The following is a 17,384-nucleotide window of genomic DNA, read 5'->3' as shown; positions in this document are numbered from 1 at the left end:
CCGCAATGCAAAACACGCAAATTTTATCGACCCCGCCCCCGCTGCCGGATTCTGCGCCTCCAGAACGGTCCGTGCGCAGCGTGCGGGCCGCTGCGGGCGCCGGGCCGGGCGGGCAGCCGCCGCGTGGTCGGGCCCTGGTGTTTGATGCCTGCCAGGTCGGCGTGGTGCTGCGGGCCGTGCTGTTTGTGGAGGTGGTGGTGGGCGTGGGGGCCATGTATGGCGCCAGCAGCCCGCTGCAGTGGCTGGCCAGCCTGGCGCTGCTCACGGGCGGCGCGCTGCCCGCCACGCTGGTGTGGCTGATCACGGCCTGCAGCCTCAAGACCGTGCTGCAGCGCCTGTCCACCGCGCAGCAGTATGCGGCCGGCGTGCTGCTGGGCGCGCTGGCCGGTGCCTATGGCTGCGGCATGCTGGCGCTGGTGGGCATGGCCGCCTCGCCCCCCTGGCTGGCGAGCGCAGCCACGGGCGCCCTGCTGGCCGCGATGCTGGTGGCAGCCCTGGTGCTGCGCGCACGGGGCCGCACCCCGGCGGCCACCACGGCGCGCCTGACCGAGCTGCAGTCGCGCATCCGCCCGCATTTTTTGTTCAACACCCTCAACAGCGCCATCGCCCTGGTGCGCGAAGAGCCCGCCAAGGCCGAATCGCTGCTGGAGGACCTCTCCGACCTGTTCCGCGTGGCCCTGGTGGAGCAAGGTGAATCGGTCACGCTGGCCGAAGAGATCACGCTGGCGCGCCGCTACCTCGCCATCGAGGAGGTGCGTTTTGGCAAACGCCTGCAGGTGCAGTGGAACCTGGACCCGCGCACCGACAACGCCCGCCTGCCCCCGCTGCTGCTGCAGCCGCTGGTCGAAAACGCCGTCAAACATGGCGTGGAGCCCAGTGCGCGCGGCGGCAAGCTGCGGGTGCTGACCGAGCTGCGCGGCAGCCGCGTGGTGGTGCGCATCACCAACACGCTGCCCCCCAAGGAAGGCCGCCACGGTACGCCTGACGACACCGGCGCGGGCAGTAGCAAAGGGCATGGCATTGCGCTGGCCAATGTGCGGGCCCGGCTGGCGCTGCTGCACGATGTGCAGGGCGAATTCACGGCGGGCGTGCAGGATGGCCTGTACCAGGTGCGCATCTCGCTGCCGTTGCCCGAATCCAGACAACGCCCCGGCCAATCGGCCCGCGTGCGGCCCCCCCTGCGCCGGGGTGCGCCACCGCTGCGCCGGGGCGCGGTGCCTGCACCCGACGAGCATCCGCTCCCGGACGATCCCCACTCCCCATGACCGCTGCCATGAACATCCTCATCGTTGACGACGAAGCCCTGGCCCGCAGCCGCCTGCGCACCCTGCTGTCCGACTGCGCCGACACCCAGCGCATCTCCGTGGCCGAGGCCGCCAACGCGGGCGAGGCACTGGCGCAGTTGGGGCCCACGGGGGGGCGCGCGTTCGACCTGGTGTTGCTGGACATCCACATGCCGGGGCAGGACGGCCTCTCGCTGGCGCATGCGCTGCAGGCCCTGCCCCAGCCCCCGGCGGTGGTGTTTGTCACGGCCCACGCCGACCATGCGGTGAGCGCGTTCGAGCTGGATGCCGTGGATTACCTCACCAAACCCGTGCGCCGCGAGCGCCTGCAGCAGGCGCTGGCCAAGGTGCAGCGCAGCGCCCGCGCCCCCGCGCCGGCCGCAGCCCCCAGCGTACCCGAGGGCGAAACCCTGCTGATCCAGGACCGGGGCCGTACCGAGCGCCTGCCCCTGGCCGAGGTGCTGTACTTCAAGGCCGAACAAAAGTACGTGACCGTGCGCACCCCCACCCGCAGCTACATCATGGACGGCTCGCTCAGCGAGATCGAAGCCAAGTTCGCGCCGCGCTTCATGCGCATCCACCGCAACGCCCTGGTGGCCCGCCGCGCCGTGCGCGCGCTCGAAAAACACTACGACCCCGAAGAAGGCGAAGGCTGGGCCGTGCGCCTGCAGGGATCGACCGAGCTGCTGGCGGTGTCGCGCAGGCAGGTGGCAGCGGTGCGGGAAGAGTTGGCGCGGTAGATTGGAAGCTTTTTAGGGCCCCTCCGCGCTACCATCAACAGAAGTTAGCTACAAACAATATAGCAATCGACAAATATAGGCTTGCCGGGGCGGTAGTCGGGGGCTACTCCCTCTGAAAAGGCGGGGCCAGGCCCGGCTGGCACCCACCGGTGCCCACCCGCAACATCAATGCGCGTGCGCCGCCCCGCTCACCAGCGTGACGATCACCATGCCCGCGATCAACCAGGCGATCTGCGCAATGGTTTCCCTGGCCGTGAGGCGCTTTTGCAGCTGGGGAATCAGGTCGGCCAGCGCCACATACACAAAGCTGCTGGACGCCACCGCCAGGAAGTAGGGCAAAAGGTCTTGCAGCTGCCCCACCAGGAAGTAGCCCACCACGCCGCCCAGCGCTGTCACCGCCCCGGCCAGCGACACCTTGACCAGCGCCATGCGGCGGTTGGTGCTGGTCTGGCGCAGCACCACCAGGTCGCCCATGTGGTGCGGCACCTCGTGCGCCAGCACCGACACGGCAGCAATCACCCCCAGGCGCAGGTCGGCCATGAAGGCCGAGGCGATCAGGATGCCGTCGCCAAAACAATGCACGCTGTCGCCCGTGAGCACGGCCCAGCCGCCCGAGCGCGGGCCGTGGTGATGGTGCGCATGGCCATGGCCATGGTCATGGCCGTGTTGGGCATCGTGGGAATGCCCGTGGCCTTGCGGTGCGGGCTCCGGGTGGCTGTGTTCATGCCCGTGGTGCCACAGCTCGGCCTTGTCGAGCAAAAAGAAGAACACCACGCCCACCAGCAGCGTGGCAAACAGGTCGTGGGCGCCCGCCTGGCTCTCGAACGCCTCGGGCAGCAAGTGCATGAAGGCCGTGGCCAGCAGCGCGCCCGCCGCCAGGCTGAGCAGGTGCTGGGGCCCCACGCTGTCGGCCCGCCCGCCCAGGCCCAGCCGCATGAGCAGCGCGGCCAGCCACACGCTGCCAATGCCTGCGGCCAGTGTGGCCAGGATGATCGCTACCAAAGTCATAGCTAAATACGCTTTATAGATAGGCGCAAAGGCCTATTTGCTCTTCAAAAACACACCCCAAACCGCGACAAAAAAGCCGCCCCCGTGGGGGCGGCTGCTGTCAACCCACCGGCACAGCGCCGGATTCGGTCACGCGGGAGGGGTCACACCACGCCCTGGGCCTTGAACCAGGCCAGCGCACGTTTCCAGCCATCCTCGGCCGCTTCCTTGCGGTAGCTTGGGCGATAGTCGGCATGGAAGGCGTGGGGCGCATCGGGGTACACCACAAAATCCGATGCCTTGGCCTGCGGCGAGCCACCGGCCAAGGCAGCTTTCATCTTATCAACCGTGTCAAGAGGGATGCCGGTGTCTTTTTCGCCATACAGACCCAGCACCGGCGCCTTGAGAATGGGGGCGATGTCCACCGGGTGCTTGGGCGTGAGTTCGCTGGCCTGGCCCACCAGGCGGCCATACCAGGCCACACCGGCCTTGACCGGGCCATGTGCGGCATACAGCCAGGTGATTCGGCCGCCCCAGCAAAAGCCGGTGATGCCCACACGCGCCGCGTCGCCACCGTTGGCGGCGGCCCACTGCACGGCGCCGTCCAGGTCGGCCATCACCTGGGCGTCGGGCACCTTGGAGACCACCTCGGCCATGAGCTTGGCGATTTCGGTGTACTGCGAGGGATCGCCCTGGCGCGCATACAACTGCGGCGCAATGGCCAGGTAGCCCGCTTTGGCGAACCGGCGGCAGGTGTCGGCGATGTACTCGTGCACGCCAAAAATCTCCTGGACCACCAGCACCACCGGCAGGCCCGTCTTGCCCGCAGGCGCAGCACGATAGGCGGGCACCTTGAAGCCGTTGACCGTGAAACTCACCTCCCCCACCGTGAGCCCATCGGCGGGTGTGGCAATGGCCGTCTGGGCCATGATGGGCGCGGCTGCAGCCGCATAACCAAGGCCCAGCGCCGCCTGCAGCGCGGTGCGGCGGGTGGCGCCCGCGTCGGTGGTGCGCCCGGGCAACAGGGCGTGGGCATCGGCGTGGAGGTCGTCATTGAACATGGGGGTTCTCCAAAAAAGGGGGCCAAGAAGGGGACGAGCCCCGCAGTCTAGGGCTTGTTGCGGGGTTTTGCAGGCCGCCTTGCGGCAGCCCCCGGAGCGGGCTCAAGGCGACGTCTGCAGCCAGCTGGGGTTTACCGCAGGGCGGCATTTTCGGGTATCGAAATTGGGGCAGCACTGCTAGACTTTCTTCGAACCGCCCGGCTTTTGCCGCGTGCGCCCCACCCACCCACCCCATACCCGCCAGGTAAACCAGCCCCTCAGCCCCTAGCCGCGACTGCCCCACCGCATGCACCGCACCACGCCCTCCACCCTGCCGCGCGGACACCTGCTGGCGTTGCTGGTGGCGGGGGCTTGTGGCAGCGGCGGCCTGGCCTTGCTGACCTGGGCCCTGGCCAGCCGGTCGATGGACCTGGTCACCCGCATCGCGTTCACCACAGCAGGCGCCGGTCTGCTGGCCAGCGCTCTGCTGTCATGGTGGCTGGTGCGGCAGGTGTTGGCGCTGCGCGCCACCGCCCACGATGCCCAGGCGGCCGCACAGCGCGCCAACACCCAGCTGTCGGCCACGCTCGACATCCTGCCGGACGGGCTGGCCATCTATGACGCCGACGACCGCCTGGTGCTGTGCAACGCCCAGTACCGCGAGGTGAACACGGGCACCTCGATGGCCCTCGACTACGGCACCTTGTTCGAGGATGTGCTACGCCGCGCCGCACGTTCCGGCCACATCGTGGACGCCCGGCCCGACGTGGACACCTGGCTGGCCCACCGCATGGCCCGCCACCGCGCCCCCAACCTGCCCGAGGTGCAGGAAGTCGAAGGCGACCGCTGGATGCGGATCACCGAGCGCCTCACCGAAGGCGGCGGCGTGGTGGTGCTGCGTGCCGACATCACCGATGTGGTGCACAAGGAGCGCGCACTCAAGCAGGCGCTGCACGACGCCGAGCGCGCCGAACGCAGCCTGCGCGAAGCGGTCAATGCCATGCCCGCCGGGCTCGAAATTTACGACGAGAACGACCGCCTGGTGCTGTGCAACGACCAGATGGCACGCCTGCGCCCGCACCTGCCGGTGGCTGAATCGCTGGGCAAGACCTACGAAGAGCTGCTGCGTGCGGGCCTGCGCCACGGCATCCCTGCGGAGGCCAGCGGCCAGGAAGAGCTGTGGCTGGCGCACGAGCTGGCGCTTCGCGGCCACCGGCCCGGCCCGGAGGTGCGCCACTACCCGAACGGCGCCTGGATGCACATGCACGAAAGCCGCACGCCCTCGGGCATGACGGTGGTGGTGCGCCTGGACATCAGCGACCTGATCGAGCAGCGCCACAAGGTCGATGCCGCCCGGCAAGAGAACCAGCGCATACGGCAGTTGCTGGAGCGTGCGGTCGAGGCCCTGCCCGTGAGCATCGAGATCTTTGACGAGCAGGACCGGCTGGTGCTCTTCAACCAGCAGCTCACGCGCATGTACCCGCACATGAACTACGCAGAGCATCTGGGCAAGGCCTTTGCAGACATCCTGCGCTATTCGGTGGAGCGGGGCCTGATCCCCTCGGCCCAGGGCCGCGAGGAGGCCTGGATCGCCGAGCGCCTGTCCGAGCACGGCAGCCGCACGTCCACTCTGGTGCAGCGCCTGGCCGACGGGCGCTGGATCAACATCTACGAAACCCGCACCCCCGAGAACTATGTGGTGGCGGTGCGCCTGGACATCACCGACCTGATCGAGCAGCGCCAGGCCCTGGAAAGCGCCCAGGAGGCAGCCCAGCAGGCGCGCCAGCTGCTGCAGGACGCCGTGGAATCCCTGCCCGAAGGGTTCGCCCTGTTCGATGCCGACGACCGGCTGGTGGTGTGCAACGCGCAGTACCGCAGGCTCTACCCCATCTCCGCGCCGGTGATCGTGCCAGGCAGCACGTTTGAGCAGATTGCACGCTACGGCGCCGAGAGGGGCCAGTACCTGGACGCCGTAGGCAACGAAGAGAACTGGGTCGCCCAGCGCGTGGCCGACCACCGCGCGGCCAATCAGGCCGTGCTGCAGCGCCTGCCCGAGGGCCGCTGGCTGCAGGCCGACGAACGGCGCACCCCCCAGGGCGGCATCGCCGGTGTGCGCACCGATGTGACCCAGCTGGTGCGCAAGGAGCAGGAACTGGCCGCCGCCAACGCCAAGCTGGCCCTGCTGTCCACCACCGACGGCGTGACCGGCATCAGCAACCGGCGCCGCTTTGACGAGCGGCTGGCCGCCGAGTGGATGCGCTGCGGCCGCCACCACTTGCCACTGGCCGTGGTGCTGATCGACATCGACCATTTCAAGCTCTACAACGACCACTACGGCCACCTGGCGGGCGATGAATGCCTGCGCCGCGTGGCCCAACTGCTGCAGGGCAACATCCGCCGTGCGGACGAAATTGCTGCGCGGTATGGTGGCGAAGAATTTGTGCTGCTGCTGCCCGACGCCACCGTGGCCGATGCGGTGACGGCCGCCCAGCGCTGCATGGACAGCCTGCGTTCGGCCGCCCTGGCCCACCCCCGCTCGCCCACGGCGCCCATCATCACGCTCAGTGCGGGGGTGGCCAGCGTGGTGCCGCGCCCTGGGGCCCAGCCAGACAGCCTGGTGCAGGCCGCCGACGCGGCCCTGTACCGCGCCAAACATGGCGGCCGCAACCGGCTGGAGGTGTTTGATGCGACGGGCTGATCCCGGGGCCCAATGCGCCAGACACGCCGCCTGCAGTGACCCTCAAGGCTTCTGGCCTGAAAATTTTCAGGCCTGGGCAATGCCCTCGGTGGGCATATCGCAGTAAGCATGCCGGGCCAGCGCCGAGGCCAGCACCACCGAGGGGTTCACCAGCGATATCCCTTCCAGCCGGGGATGCTCCGACAGCGCCAGCGGAATCTCGGTGCAACCCATGATCAGCGTGGACACGCCGTAGCGCTCCTGCAGCGCCATCGAGACAGCTTCAAAGCGCTGGCGCGCCAGCGGGTAATTGCCCGCTTTCACACCTTCATAGATGCCCTGCATCAGCTGCTCGCGCTCATGGTCTTCGGGCACCAAGCAGGCGATGCGCGCCCGCTCCAGCTCACGCTGGTAAAGACCCGCGTCGTAGGCGCCGCGTGTGGCCAGCAGCCCCACGCCCTGCACCTTGCGCGCCGACAGCTCGGCCACCACTTCCTGCACGCCATGCAAGACCACCATCTGCGGAAACCGCTGCTGCAGGATGCCGTGCCACGCGTGGGCCGTGTTGCAGGCAATCGCCACCACCCGCGCACCCAGCGCAGCCAGCCGCCCGGTGGCCTGCAGCATGGGGTCTGCGGGCTGGTGGGCACCGGGGCGCGTGTCACTCAGTGCAGCCGTGCGGTCCGGGATGGGCACCTGCGCCAGCCAGTGCTCGGGGTAGGTCTGGTCACGCACCGGAATACCCAGCACCTCCATGCGTGTTGTGCAGGCCTGCACAAACAGGCGTACAAAATCAGCCCCGGCAGCCGGGCCCATCCCGCCCAGGATGCCCACCACCTGCGGGGCGTGCGTGGGGCTTGCAGACACCAAAGACATGCGTACTCCGGCTTACTGTGCGGGCTTGTCGCTCTGCGCCACCAGGTTCTCGCGCAGCTCCTTGCTCATAGCCAGGTTCAGGTTCTGGTTGCGCGGCGGCACGGGCGACATGAACCACTTGGTGTAGAGCTTGTCGAATTCGCCGGACTTCATCATCCCGCCGATCACGCCGTTGACCAGCGCCTGGAACTGCGGGTCGTCCTTGCGCAGCATGCAGGCGTAGGGCTCCACTTGCAGCGAATCGCCCACCACCATCCACTCGGCGGGGTTGCGCTGATTGCCCATCAGGCCAAAGAGCAGGATGTCGTCCATCGCAAAAGCCTCAGCCCGCCCCGAATCCACCAACAACAGGGAGTCGTCATGGTCCTTGCCCAGCACGATGTCCATGTCGAGGTTGTTGTCGCGGTTGTACTTGCGGATGACCTGCGCGTTGGTGGTCCCCGAGGTGCTGGCCACCTTCTTCCTGGCCAGGTCGGCGTAGTTCTTGACGCCCGAGGTCTTCTTGGTCAGCAGGCGTGTGCCGGTGTAGAAGTAGTTGATGGCAAATTGCACATCCTTGCCACGCACCGTGTTGTTGGTGGTCGATCCGCACTCCAGGTCAATGGTGCCGTTGGTCAGCAGCGGAATGCGGTTCTGCGATGTCACGGCCTGCAGCTCCACCTTGATGGCCGGGTTGTTCAGGCGCTTCTTCACCGCGTCCACCACCGCGTTGGAAATGTCCACCGAAAACCCCACGGGCACACCCGGGCCCGACAGGTAGCTGAAGGGCACCGACGACTCACGGTAGGCCAGCGTGATCTTGCCCGAGTCGGCAATCTTCTTGAGGGTGTCGGCATGGGCCACGGTGCAGGACAGCAGGCCAACCCACACCAGGGCAGCAGACGTGACGGCGGAGAGCTTCATGGGGATCCCTTTGCAAAAAAAGCAGGTAAGCGGGTACGCGGGTTGAGGAAAAACAGAACGCAGGGGCACTGTAAAAACTCGCGGCGCCTTTGAACAATTCATTCGCGGGGGTGCGTCATGATGAAAAGTTATGGCTCTTTTGCAGTGCACACCGCTGCACCAAATTGCTTCAGCACGCACCATTTGCGCCATGCCCCATGCAAAGGCCAGGCCTGGGGCGATGGAGGCTGAAGCACATAACTTACCGGCATAGGCAGGCTCGGCATTGGCATTGTTCAAAGCGCAGACCGCGCCCTACATTGGCCTGCAATCAGTCAACCATCCATTCCCCACAAGATGCAGGTATGTGTATTGGGCGCAGGCATTGTCGGCCTGGCCACGGCGTATGAACTCCAGCAGCGCGGCTTCCAGGTCACCGTCATCGACCAGGCCCAGCCTGGCATGGGCGCCAGTGGCGGCAATGGCGCCCAACTCAGCTACAGCTATGTGCAGCCCCTGGCCGACGCCAGCATCTGGCGCCAGCTGCCCCGCCTGCTGCTGTCGCCCAGCTCCCCGCTCAAGTTGCGCCCGCAGTGGGACACACACCAGTGGCACTGGGGCCTTGCCTTTTTGCGCGCATGCAACCGGCACACGTCCGAACGCAGCACCGAACGCCTGCTGGCCCTGGCCGCACTGAGCCGCCACGGGCTCGAAGCCATGCTGCAGGCCGAGTCCATCGACTGCGACTTCTCCCGCACCGGCAAGCTGGTGCTGTACGACACGCCCGCCGGTCTGGCCGCTGCCCAGCGGCAGATGGAGCTGCAACGGGCCTGGGGCAGCCAGCAGCAGGCCGTGTCGGCCGCCCGCTGCGCTGAGATCGAGCCCGCGCTGCACCACTACCAATCCCGCATCGCCGGTGCCATCTACACCCCCAGCGAATGCGCAGCCGACTGCCTCAAGCTGTGCCAGGGGCTGCAGGCCGTGCTGGCCGCGCGTGGCGTGCGGTTTCTGCTGGGGGCACAGGTCCGGGGTTTTGTGCGCCAGGGCCGTCGCATTGCGGCCGTGCAGACCAGCGCCGGTGCGGTCGAAGCCCAGCAGTTTGTGCTGGCGCTGGGCAGCCACAGCCACGCGGTGGCCCGCACGCTGGGGCTTCGCCTGCCGGTGTATCCGCTCAAGGGCTACAGCATCACGCTCGATACCACCGGGGCCAACGCCGCCCCTGGCACGGTGCCCCGCGTCAACGTGACCGATGCCGCCCGCAAGGTGGTCTTTGCACGCATTGGCCACCGCCTGCGCGTGGCGGGCATGGCCGAGCTGGTGGGGCATGACGCCCGCATCCCGCCCGCACGCATCGAGAGCCTGTGCAACGCCGCACGCGCGCTGTTCCCGGGCTGCAGCGAGTTTGAGGAGCTGCGCCCCTGGACCGGCATGCGCCCCGCCACACCCACCGGCCTGCCCGTGGTGGGCCCACACGCCAGTGGGCCCGACAACCTGCTGCTCAACACCGGCCATGGCTCGCTGGGCTTCACGCTGGCGTTTGGCACAGCGGCACAGGTCGCCGAACTGCTGGCACCCGCCTGAGATCGTTGCTCACGATCTCGTGAGGGATCGCGAACAAGCCCTGCGCAACACGGCCCGGCGCGCACTACTCCACGTCGGGTAAATCGACGGAGGCCATGGTTTCTGCCACCGCCTGCCGCATGCATTGCGTCATGGCGCTGGCCAGCAGCGAGCTGGGCCGGTTCACAGTGCGCAGCGACTTGATGGGTACAGCAATGTGCGGCGCCAGCGCCAGCACCTCCACCTTGCTGCGGTCGGCCGAAGCCGCTGTGCAGCTGTCCACCACCGCCACCGCGTGGCCATGGTGCGCCAATGCCAGCGCAGCGTGGTAGGTCTGCACCGTGATCGCTGTCTGCAGCCCCACCCCCGCTTCGCGGCAGGCATGGTTGACCACCGTGCCGATGGGGTCGCGCACATCCAACCGCACCACCGGCGTATCCGCCAGATCGGCCAGGTGCACCACGCCCGCATCCACCAGCGCCGCACCCAGCATGCCCTTGGGCGCCACGCACACCATGCGGCCATCAGCCAAGTGCTCTTGTGTGAGCGCCGGGTGGGCAATGGCGCTGAACACAAAGCCCACGTCTGCCTCCTGCAGCACCAGGGCCGAGACGATCTGTGGCGAGTGCAGCGCATCGATGGTGACCTTCACATCGGGGTGCTTCTGGCGAAAGAACCGCAGCGCACGCGGCAACACCTCGTAGCTCAGGGCCAACACGCTCAGGATGTGCAACTCGCCCTCGCGCTGGTCACTCTTGAGGCTGTTGGCGAGGCGCTGAACATCGTCGAGCTGGGTGAACAGGCGCTCGATGTGCGGGTACAGCGTCTGCGCCTCGGTGGTGGGCACCAGCTTGCCCTTGAGCCGGTGAAACAGCGGAAAGCCCAGCTGCAATTCAGCATGCGCCAGGATGCGGCTGACCGCAGGCTGCGTGACGTTGATGAGGCGGGCAGCCGCGCTCACGCTGCCGGTGAGCATGACGGCGTTGAAGACTTCTATGTGGCGAAGGCGCATCAACTAACAATGCAAGGAACAGGCCCGATGCGCAATCCTTGCATCCACCCATTGCGACTAAAACGGGGACTGGAGCAGCGCGATAGTTAGAGCGACATCGACGGCCGCTGCGCCATGGCCGCGCGCCAGCGCAGCAAATGCGGGTGTTGCTCCCCCGGCTTGTGCTTGACCACCCGCGCAAAGTCCAGCGCCACCACCGCCGTGATGTCGGCCACGCTGAAACGGTCAGTGGCAATGAACTCGCGGCCTGCCAATCGATCATTCAACAGATTGAAAAACTGCCCCACACGCACCAGCCCGCGCTCCGCCAGCGCCGGGATCTGTGGGTAATCCACTGCGCCGGGCAAGGCCCTGTTGGCCATGGCGGGCGCGCTGTTGCGCAGCGCCTCGGCAATGGCCTGCAGGCCTTCGAACTCCATGCGCCAGTTCCAGCTCGCAATCTCGGCCTTTTCTGCTGGCGTCTCGCCCAGTAGGGCGGGCTGCGGGTAGCGCGCCTCCGCATACGCCGTGATCGCCGCGTTGTCGGTCAGCAGCAAGCCGTCTTCGGTGCGCAGCGCGGGCACCGTGCACTGTGGGTTGATCTGGCGATACGCCTCGCCCAGTTGCTCGCCATTGCGCAGGTCCACCTGTACGGTGTTGTGGGGCACGCCCTTTTCTGCAAGCAGGATGCGCGCACGGCGCGGGCTGGGCGCCGTGGCGCAGTCGTACAAGGTGATCATGGTGACGCCTTGCAAAAACACTCAGCGTGCGGGGGAAGAAGCTGCTGCTGCCGCCTCGATCTTGTCCTGCGTCTTCGTGTCAAAGTCGCTCGCGTCGTGCCGCTCGCGCAACTGGCTGGCCAGATCACCCTGCACACGGTTCACCTTGCGCCCCCGCTGCACCGCCGGGCGCTTGGCCACCTGCTCGGCCCAGCGCACCACATGCGTGTATTCGTGCACCTGCAAAAACTCGCCGGCGTTGTAGGCCTGCCCTTTCACCAGCAAGCCATACCAGGGCCAGATCGCAATATCTGCCACCGTGTATTCATCGCCCGCCACGTACTCGGTCACCGCCAGGCGCTGGTTCAGCACATCCAGCTGGCGCTTGGCCTCCATGGCATAGCGGTCAATGGCGTACTCGATCTTGACCGGCGCATAGGCATAAAAATGCCCAAACCCGCCGCCCACAAACGGCGCACTGCCCATCTGCCAGAACAGCCACGACAAGCACTCCGCCCGCGCCGCGCCGTCCTTGGGCAAGAAGGCGCTACCAAACTTCTCCGCCAGGTACATCAGGATGGCGCCGGACTCGAACACACGCACGGGGTTGGCGGGGTCGGTGCGGTCCAGCAGCGCGGGAATCTTGGAGTTGGGGTTCACAGAAACGAACCCGCTGCCAAACTGCGCCCCCTCGTTGATGCGAATCAGCCACGCGTCGTACTCCGCCCCGCTGTGGCCCAGCGCCAGCAGCTCTTCCAGCATGACCGTCACCTTCACGCCATTGGGCGTGCCCAGCGAGTAGAGCTGCAGCGGGTGCTTGCCTACAGGCAGCTCTTTATCGTGCGTGGCGCCTGCAATGGGCCGATTGATGCTGGCGAACTGGCCGCCGTTTTCTTTGTTCCATTGCCAGATGGCGGGGGGGGTGTAAGGGGTGGAATCGGGCATGCACAGCTCCAGTCAAATGGTAGGGAGAGTGGCGAGATCGCCAGCAATTGCCCGGAAAGTGTAGCGACGCGACTTGTCCGCCACTGGGCTGTGGCAAATGCCACCGACGCGCCGCGCCAAATTACGCTGCCAGTGATCTGGCGATGCGACTATCCAAAAAAGAGCGAGTTGCCCACAAGTGGTCTCGAACCCGCAGCAACTCGCCAAGCACCCCCCTGGAAACGGTTGTTGAATAGAGCGCTCGGAGGTGCTGAATTCAAGGACTGAGGACAGAGCAGTGTTGGCGCGAGACCTTGGTAATCAACGGGCCTGCCTGCTCTATGAACAATGCCAAGCTACCACCCGCATCATGCGCTACCAGAGCTTCAGCGCTTGCATACAACTCAAACAGCACGACTGACTGGGCGCTTTCTGTAGGCGCTAGCACTTCAAACTGAAGGGTGCCCGGTTCGCTTGCCAGGCAGCGCTGCTTGTGATCCAGCAAAGATTGCAGAAATGACGCTTTTGACTCAGGTTTGAATTCAATTGTTACGACGAGAGCGATTTTGTGCATGGGTTGTATTGGTAGTTGATCGTCAACCTTTGACGGTTTGCCCAGCGGGCCATAGACCGCAAACCTGCGGAGCGCGCTGGGCCGGGCATGGTACGGTGAACATGCACTTGACGTGAAACAGCTTGCAACGTCGATTTGCAGTCGCGGGGCTTTTCCATACTCATTGGGCATGGCCAGCGAATGCATGTGCAGCGGGTGCCGCCCTGCGAGGCAATTTTTTTCGTGAGTGGCGCCTGCAATGGGTCAGTTGATGCGAACGAACGGGCGGCCGTTTTCTTCGCTCAATTGCCAGATGTCGGGTGAGGTTCAGGCACGCGGAGCCCTGGGCGTCCAGGAAGTCAGGAGGTGGCTTGTGTGCCACGGGTGAAGACGCGTTTGGCTAGGCAGCTTCTTTTTTCAGGGCCTGCGCCGTCCCCGCCGTGACAGCGAATTCCGTCCCTTGAGGGAGAGGTCCGAATCTGGCCAAACACCTCTGCCCGCAAGCCCTAGCCTCGGCAATCTCCAACTTTCAGGAACCCACAATGTCCAGCCCCCTGAGACAGTGGGAGACCGTCGTCGTGGCATACGGCATTTCTGCACAAGAAGAGAATGGCTACTTTCTCATCTGCGCCTACAAGGATCAGGCCGGTCTGCAGCCAAGCCAAGACCAGTTCTACGCGTCAGAGGCTTGGCGCAGCGGACCGCGCGAAGGGATCGTGGCAAAAATTGAAACCTCCCTGAGTACCCTGGTCTGGCTCTCTGCTGCTGGGGTCCAGGATCTGCGGACCTCCAACACCGGTACGCAGGCGGCCTGATCCACGCGGCTCAGTGCGCCTTGTCCCAGTTCGCCCCCACCCCCACCTCCGCCAATAACGGCACCTTCAGCGCCGCCACCTCCGCCATCAGGCGCGGGATGTGGGTCTTGAGCCAGTCCACCTCGCTCTCGGGCAACTCAAACACCAGTTCGTCGTGCACCTGCATGATCATCTGGATGCTGGGCTTGTGCGCGTCCAGCTCTTTTTGCACGGCCACCATGGCCAGCTTGATCAAATCAGCTGCCGTGCCCTGCATGGGGGCGTTGATGGCCGCACGCTCTGCCCCGGCGCGGCGGGGGCCGTTGGGGGAGTTGATTTCGGGCAGGTACAGGCGGCGGCCAAACACGGTTTCGACATAGCCCATGGACTTGGCGGCGGCCTTGGTGTCGTCCATGTACTGCTTTACGCCGGGGTAGCGCTGGAAGTATTTGTCGATATAGGCGGCCGCGGCCTTGGTTTCGATGCCTAAATTCTTGGCCAGGCCAAAGCTGCTCATGCCGTAGATGAGGCCGAAGTTGATGACCTTGGCGTAGCGGCGTTGCTCGCTGGTGACCTGATCGACCTCCACCCCAAACACTTCGGCGGCGGTGGCGCGGTGCACGTCCAGCCCGGCGTGGAAGGCGTGCAGCAGCGAGTGGTCGCCGCTCAGGTGGGCCATGATGCGCAGCTCGATCTGGGAGTAGTCGGCGCTCGCAATGACGCGGCCTGCGGGGGCCACAAAGGCTTCGCGCACGCGGCGGCCTTCGGGGGTGCGGATGGGGATGTTCTGCAGGTTGGGGTCGTTGCTGGACAGGCGCCCGGTGACGGCTACGGCCTGCGCGTAGTGCGTGTGCACGCGGCCGGTGCGTGGCAGCGCCAGCTGCGCGAGCTTGTCGGTGTAGGTGCCTTTGAGCTTGACCAGGCTGCGGTGCTCCAGCAGCTTGGCGGGCAGGGGGTAGTCCTCGGCCAGCTTTTCCAGCACTTCTTCGTCGGTGCTGCGGGCGCCGGTGGCGGTCTTCTTCACCACGGGCATGCCCAGCTTGTCGAAGAAGATTTCGCCCAGTTGCTTGGGGCTGCTCAGGTTGAAGGGCTGGCCTGCAATCTCATAGGCCTCGGTTTCCAGCTGCAAGATGCGCTGGCCCAGCTCGTGGCTTTGCGCGGCCAGCGTGGGGGCGTCAATCAGCACGCCGTTGCGTTCGATGCGGTACAGGGCCTCGCTGCTCGCAAGCTCCAGCTCGTAGATGAAGCGCAGTTTGTCGTCCGCCTGCAGCAGGGGCCACAGGGCGTTGTGCACGTCCAGAGTTTGGTCGGAGTCTTCGCACGAGTAGGCGGCGGCCTTGTCCACCGGCACTTGCGCAAACGGGATCTGGTGCGCGCCTTTGCCGCACAGGTCTTCGTAGGTGATGCCTTTGCGGCCGGTGTGGCGCTCGGCCAGGCTGGTCAGGTTGTGGGGCTTGTGCACTTCGAGCACGTAGCTTTGCAGCATGGTGTCGTGCGCGTAGCCCTGCACCTCAATGCCGTGGTTGGCGAACACATGGCGGTCGTATTTGATGTGCTGGCCCAGCTTGTGGTGCTTGGGGTCTTGCAGCCACGGCTTGAGGCGGGCGAGCACTTCATCCAGCGGCAGTTGCGCGGGCGCATCGGGGCCTTCGTGGCGCAGGGGGATGTAGGCGGCTTCGCCGGGCTGCACGCTGAAGCTGATGCCGACGATTTGCGCGCGCATCTCGTCGAGGGAGTCAGTCTCGGTGTCGATGGCCGCCAGCGGCGCTTTGTGCAGGCGCTCCAGCCACTGGTCAAAGTCGGCCCAGTTCAGGATGGTGTCGTACACCACCGTGCGGTGCTGGGCCTCTTCGGCCACGGTGCTGGCGGAGTGGTCGGCAAACAGATCGCCGCTTTGGCCGGGCATGGCGACGGTGGGGGCGGCAGCGGCGGGGGCCGCTGCACCCTTGATCGCGCTGGCCAGGCCCTTGAAGCCGTATTTTTCGTAAAACGGCAGCAGGCCGGTGTTGTCTGGCGCGTCCAGCGTGATGTCGTCAAACGCGGGCAAGCCGGGGATGTAGTCGGCCAGCGCACAGTCGGTTTTCATGGTGACCAGCTGGCGGCTCAAGGCCAGTTGGCCGCTGGCAATCGCCTCGCGCAGATTGTTGCCTGCCACGCCCTTGATGGCGTCGGCGTTGGCAATCAGGTTGTCGAGCGAGCCATATTCTTCCAGCCACTTGGCGGCGGTCTTGGGGCCCACCTTGGTCACGCCGGGCACGTTGTCCACGGTGTCGCCCACCAGGGCCTGGTAGTCCACCATCAGCGCAGGTGGCACGCCAAACTCCGCCGTCACGCCCGCCACATCGCGGCGCTTGCCGCTCATGGTGTCGATGATGGTGATGTGCTCGTTGACCAGTTGGCTCAGGTCTTTGTCGCCGCTGGACACAATGACTTCAATGCCTTGCGCTGCAGCCACGTTGGCCAGGGTGGCGATCACGTCGTCCGCCTCCACGCCGGGCACGGCCACTACCTTCCAGCCCAGCAGGTCCACCACCTCGTGGATGGGCTCGATCTGGCTGCGCAGGTCGTCGGGCATGGGCGAGCGCGTGGCCTTGTATTCGGTGTACAGGGCATCGCGGAAGGTGGGGCCCGAGGCGTCGAACACGCAGACGGCGTAGTCGGCCGTCACCTCTTTGCGCAGGGCCTGCATCATGTTGATCATGCCGCGAATGGCGCCCGTGGCGGCACTGGTCATGTCGCCGGGAACGGCCCGCAGGTCGGGCATGGCATGGAAGGCGCGGTAGAGGTAGCTGGAGCCGTCCACCAGCACCAGGGTCTTTTTGTCAGTCATCCGGCAATTGTGCACGGCTGGGCCGCGCCACGGCGCCGGCCAGGCAGCGCTCTACAATCGGCCGATGCGCGCTGTTCACCTCCTCTTGCTGCTGGGCATGGCCTCCAGCACCGTCCTGGCCCAGAATACAAGCCAAAATGCTCCTCCTGGCGCAACAGATAAGCGCGAGGCGCTCTCAAATACAGAGCAGCCTGCGGGCCGCACCAACCAGCGCACCGAGCGCATCCAGGTCGAAGATGCGGGAAGCCGCGTGGACGAGCTGCGCATCGGCGGGCAAACGCAGACGATTTCGGTGCAACCCAAGGCGGGCAGCATGCCCAGCTACGAAGTGCAGTCGCCCGACGGCGCCCGCAGCCGTGCAGGCAGCAACAGTGGCGCCGAGACCACCACCGCCCCCCGCGTCTGGAACGTGCTGAAGTTCTGAGACCGTAGCGGCCGCCCCTGTCCACTGCGGCGGTGTGTGGCCTGATTGCCGTGCCTGCGGCACCGGCTCCCCCGCCAACCCCCTTCTTTTTCGACACCTTCTGA

Annotated in this window: 15 protein-coding genes; 6 read left to right on the top strand and 9 right to left on the bottom strand. The window is 66.2% G+C overall.

The annotated features are described in order from the left end of the window. Positions 1-5: 5 nt before the first annotated feature. Positions 6-1,265: a sensor histidine kinase gene (locus AvAM_RS05385; protein ID WP_137746119.1), complete on the top strand. Its 1,260-nt coding sequence runs from the start codon at positions 6-8 to the stop codon at positions 1,263-1,265. Between the two features lie 8 nt (positions 1,266-1,273). Next, entirely contained in the window at positions 1,274-2,023 is a 750-nt protein-coding gene (locus AvAM_RS05380) for a LytTR family DNA-binding domain-containing protein (RefSeq protein ID WP_137746348.1), read from the top strand. A 165-nt stretch (positions 2,024-2,188) separates the two neighbouring features. On the opposite strand, the gene AvAM_RS05375 is transcribed toward AvAM_RS05380, so the two are convergent. Together AvAM_RS05375 and AvAM_RS05370 are read right to left on the bottom strand one after the other, a co-directional pair. Beyond that, on the bottom strand, positions 2,189-3,031 hold the full coding sequence (locus AvAM_RS05375; RefSeq protein WP_137746118.1) for a ZIP family metal transporter: 843 nt from the start codon (positions 3,029-3,031) through the stop codon (positions 2,189-2,191). A 143-nt stretch (positions 3,032-3,174) separates the two neighbouring features. Next, positions 3,175-4,071, bottom strand: coding sequence for a dienelactone hydrolase family protein (locus AvAM_RS05370; RefSeq protein WP_137746117.1), 897 nt, complete (start codon positions 4,069-4,071; stop codon positions 3,175-3,177). Positions 4,072-4,357: 286 nt separating this feature from the next. On the opposite strand from AvAM_RS05370, the gene AvAM_RS05365 reads away from it, so the two are divergent. Continuing rightward, entirely contained in the window at positions 4,358-6,748 is a 2,391-nt protein-coding gene (locus AvAM_RS05365; RefSeq protein ID WP_137746116.1) for a GGDEF domain-containing protein, read from the top strand. 66 nt (positions 6,749-6,814) lie between these two features. Here AvAM_RS05365 and AvAM_RS05360 read toward each other — a convergent pair whose 3' ends face one another. Both AvAM_RS05360 and AvAM_RS05355 read right to left on the bottom strand, forming a co-directional pair. After that, positions 6,815-7,603 (bottom strand): aspartate/glutamate racemase family protein, encoded by a 789-nt coding sequence (locus AvAM_RS05360; RefSeq protein ID WP_137746115.1) that lies wholly within the window; start codon positions 7,601-7,603, stop codon positions 6,815-6,817. 12 nt (positions 7,604-7,615) lie between these two features. Further along, positions 7,616-8,506, bottom strand: coding sequence for a transporter substrate-binding domain-containing protein (locus AvAM_RS05355; protein WP_137746114.1), 891 nt, complete (start codon positions 8,504-8,506; stop codon positions 7,616-7,618). A gap of 336 nt (positions 8,507-8,842) precedes the next feature. Between AvAM_RS05355 and AvAM_RS05350 the strand changes: the two genes are divergently transcribed. Further along, positions 8,843-10,066, top strand: a complete 1,224-nt coding sequence (locus tag AvAM_RS05350) for a D-amino acid dehydrogenase (RefSeq protein ID WP_171012143.1) — start codon at positions 8,843-8,845, stop codon at positions 10,064-10,066. Positions 10,067-10,130: 64 nt separating this feature from the next. Here the strand turns inward: AvAM_RS05350 and AvAM_RS05345 are convergent, their stop codons facing one another. The 4 genes from AvAM_RS05345 to AvAM_RS25605 form a co-directional block, all read right to left on the bottom strand. Next, on the bottom strand, positions 10,131-11,057 hold the full coding sequence (locus AvAM_RS05345; RefSeq protein WP_137746113.1) for a LysR family transcriptional regulator: 927 nt from the start codon (positions 11,055-11,057) through the stop codon (positions 10,131-10,133). Between the two features lie 86 nt (positions 11,058-11,143). After that, positions 11,144-11,776 (bottom strand): glutathione S-transferase family protein, encoded by a 633-nt coding sequence (locus AvAM_RS05340; RefSeq protein ID WP_137746112.1) that lies wholly within the window; start codon positions 11,774-11,776, stop codon positions 11,144-11,146. A gap of 21 nt (positions 11,777-11,797) precedes the next feature. Next, on the bottom strand, positions 11,798-12,700 hold the full coding sequence (gene yghU / locus AvAM_RS05335; RefSeq protein WP_137746111.1) for a glutathione-dependent disulfide-bond oxidoreductase: 903 nt from the start codon (positions 12,698-12,700) through the stop codon (positions 11,798-11,800). A gap of 256 nt (positions 12,701-12,956) precedes the next feature. Beyond that, entirely contained in the window at positions 12,957-13,253 is a 297-nt protein-coding gene (locus AvAM_RS25605; RefSeq protein WP_171012142.1) for a putative quinol monooxygenase, read from the bottom strand. A 521-nt stretch (positions 13,254-13,774) separates the two neighbouring features. Here AvAM_RS25605 and AvAM_RS05325 point away from each other — a divergent pair. After that, positions 13,775-14,047 (top strand): NIPSNAP family protein, encoded by a 273-nt coding sequence (locus AvAM_RS05325; protein WP_137746109.1) that lies wholly within the window; start codon positions 13,775-13,777, stop codon positions 14,045-14,047. Positions 14,048-14,057: 10 nt separating this feature from the next. Here the strand turns inward: AvAM_RS05325 and polA are convergent, their stop codons facing one another. Continuing rightward, the gene (gene polA, locus AvAM_RS05320; protein ID WP_137746108.1) at positions 14,058-16,856 is read right to left on the bottom strand and encodes a DNA polymerase I; all 2,799 of its coding nucleotides are present in this window, start codon (positions 16,854-16,856) and stop codon (positions 14,058-14,060) included. Between the two features lie 64 nt (positions 16,857-16,920). Here polA and AvAM_RS05315 point away from each other — a divergent pair, with 64 nt between their 5' ends. Beyond that, complete coding sequence (locus AvAM_RS05315) at positions 16,921-17,280, top strand: hypothetical protein (protein ID WP_137746107.1); 360 nt, start codon at positions 16,921-16,923, stop codon at positions 17,278-17,280. Positions 17,281-17,384: the final 104 nt, after the last annotated feature.

The sequence above is a fragment of the Acidovorax sp. NB1 genome (assembly GCF_005405905.1).
Taxonomy (GTDB): Bacteria; Pseudomonadota; Gammaproteobacteria; order Burkholderiales; family Burkholderiaceae_C; genus Acidovorax.
Note: the sequence above shows the minus strand (reverse complement) of the source record. Positions and strands in the feature narration are given on the sequence as shown.

Coding starts and splice junctions, on each gene's coding strand:
- AvAM_RS05385 (WP_137746119.1), top strand. CDS start 6: ATGCAAAACACGCAAATTTTATCGACCCCGCCCCCGCTGCCGGATTCT.
- AvAM_RS05380 (WP_137746348.1), top strand. CDS start 1,274: ATGAACATCCTCATCGTTGACGACGAAGCCCTGGCCCGCAGCCGCCTG.
- AvAM_RS05375 (WP_137746118.1), bottom strand. CDS start 3,031: ATGACTTTGGTAGCGATCATCCTGGCCACACTGGCCGCAGGCATTGGC.
- AvAM_RS05370 (WP_137746117.1), bottom strand. CDS start 4,071: ATGTTCAATGACGACCTCCACGCCGATGCCCACGCCCTGTTGCCCGGG.
- AvAM_RS05365 (WP_137746116.1), top strand. CDS start 4,358: ATGCACCGCACCACGCCCTCCACCCTGCCGCGCGGACACCTGCTGGCG.
- AvAM_RS05360 (WP_137746115.1), bottom strand. CDS start 7,603: ATGTCTTTGGTGTCTGCAAGCCCCACGCACGCCCCGCAGGTGGTGGGC.
- AvAM_RS05355 (WP_137746114.1), bottom strand. CDS start 8,506: ATGAAGCTCTCCGCCGTCACGTCTGCTGCCCTGGTGTGGGTTGGCCTG.
- AvAM_RS05350 (WP_171012143.1), top strand. CDS start 8,843: ATGCAGGTATGTGTATTGGGCGCAGGCATTGTCGGCCTGGCCACGGCG.
- AvAM_RS05345 (WP_137746113.1), bottom strand. CDS start 11,057: ATGCGCCTTCGCCACATAGAAGTCTTCAACGCCGTCATGCTCACCGGC.
- AvAM_RS05340 (WP_137746112.1), bottom strand. CDS start 11,776: ATGATCACCTTGTACGACTGCGCCACGGCGCCCAGCCCGCGCCGTGCG.
- yghU (WP_137746111.1), bottom strand. CDS start 12,700: ATGCCCGATTCCACCCCTTACACCCCCCCCGCCATCTGGCAATGGAAC.
- AvAM_RS25605 (WP_171012142.1), bottom strand. CDS start 13,253: ATGCACAAAATCGCTCTCGTCGTAACAATTGAATTCAAACCTGAGTCA.
- AvAM_RS05325 (WP_137746109.1), top strand. CDS start 13,775: ATGTCCAGCCCCCTGAGACAGTGGGAGACCGTCGTCGTGGCATACGGC.
- polA (WP_137746108.1), bottom strand. CDS start 16,856: ATGACTGACAAAAAGACCCTGGTGCTGGTGGACGGCTCCAGCTACCTC.
- AvAM_RS05315 (WP_137746107.1), top strand. CDS start 16,921: ATGCGCGCTGTTCACCTCCTCTTGCTGCTGGGCATGGCCTCCAGCACC.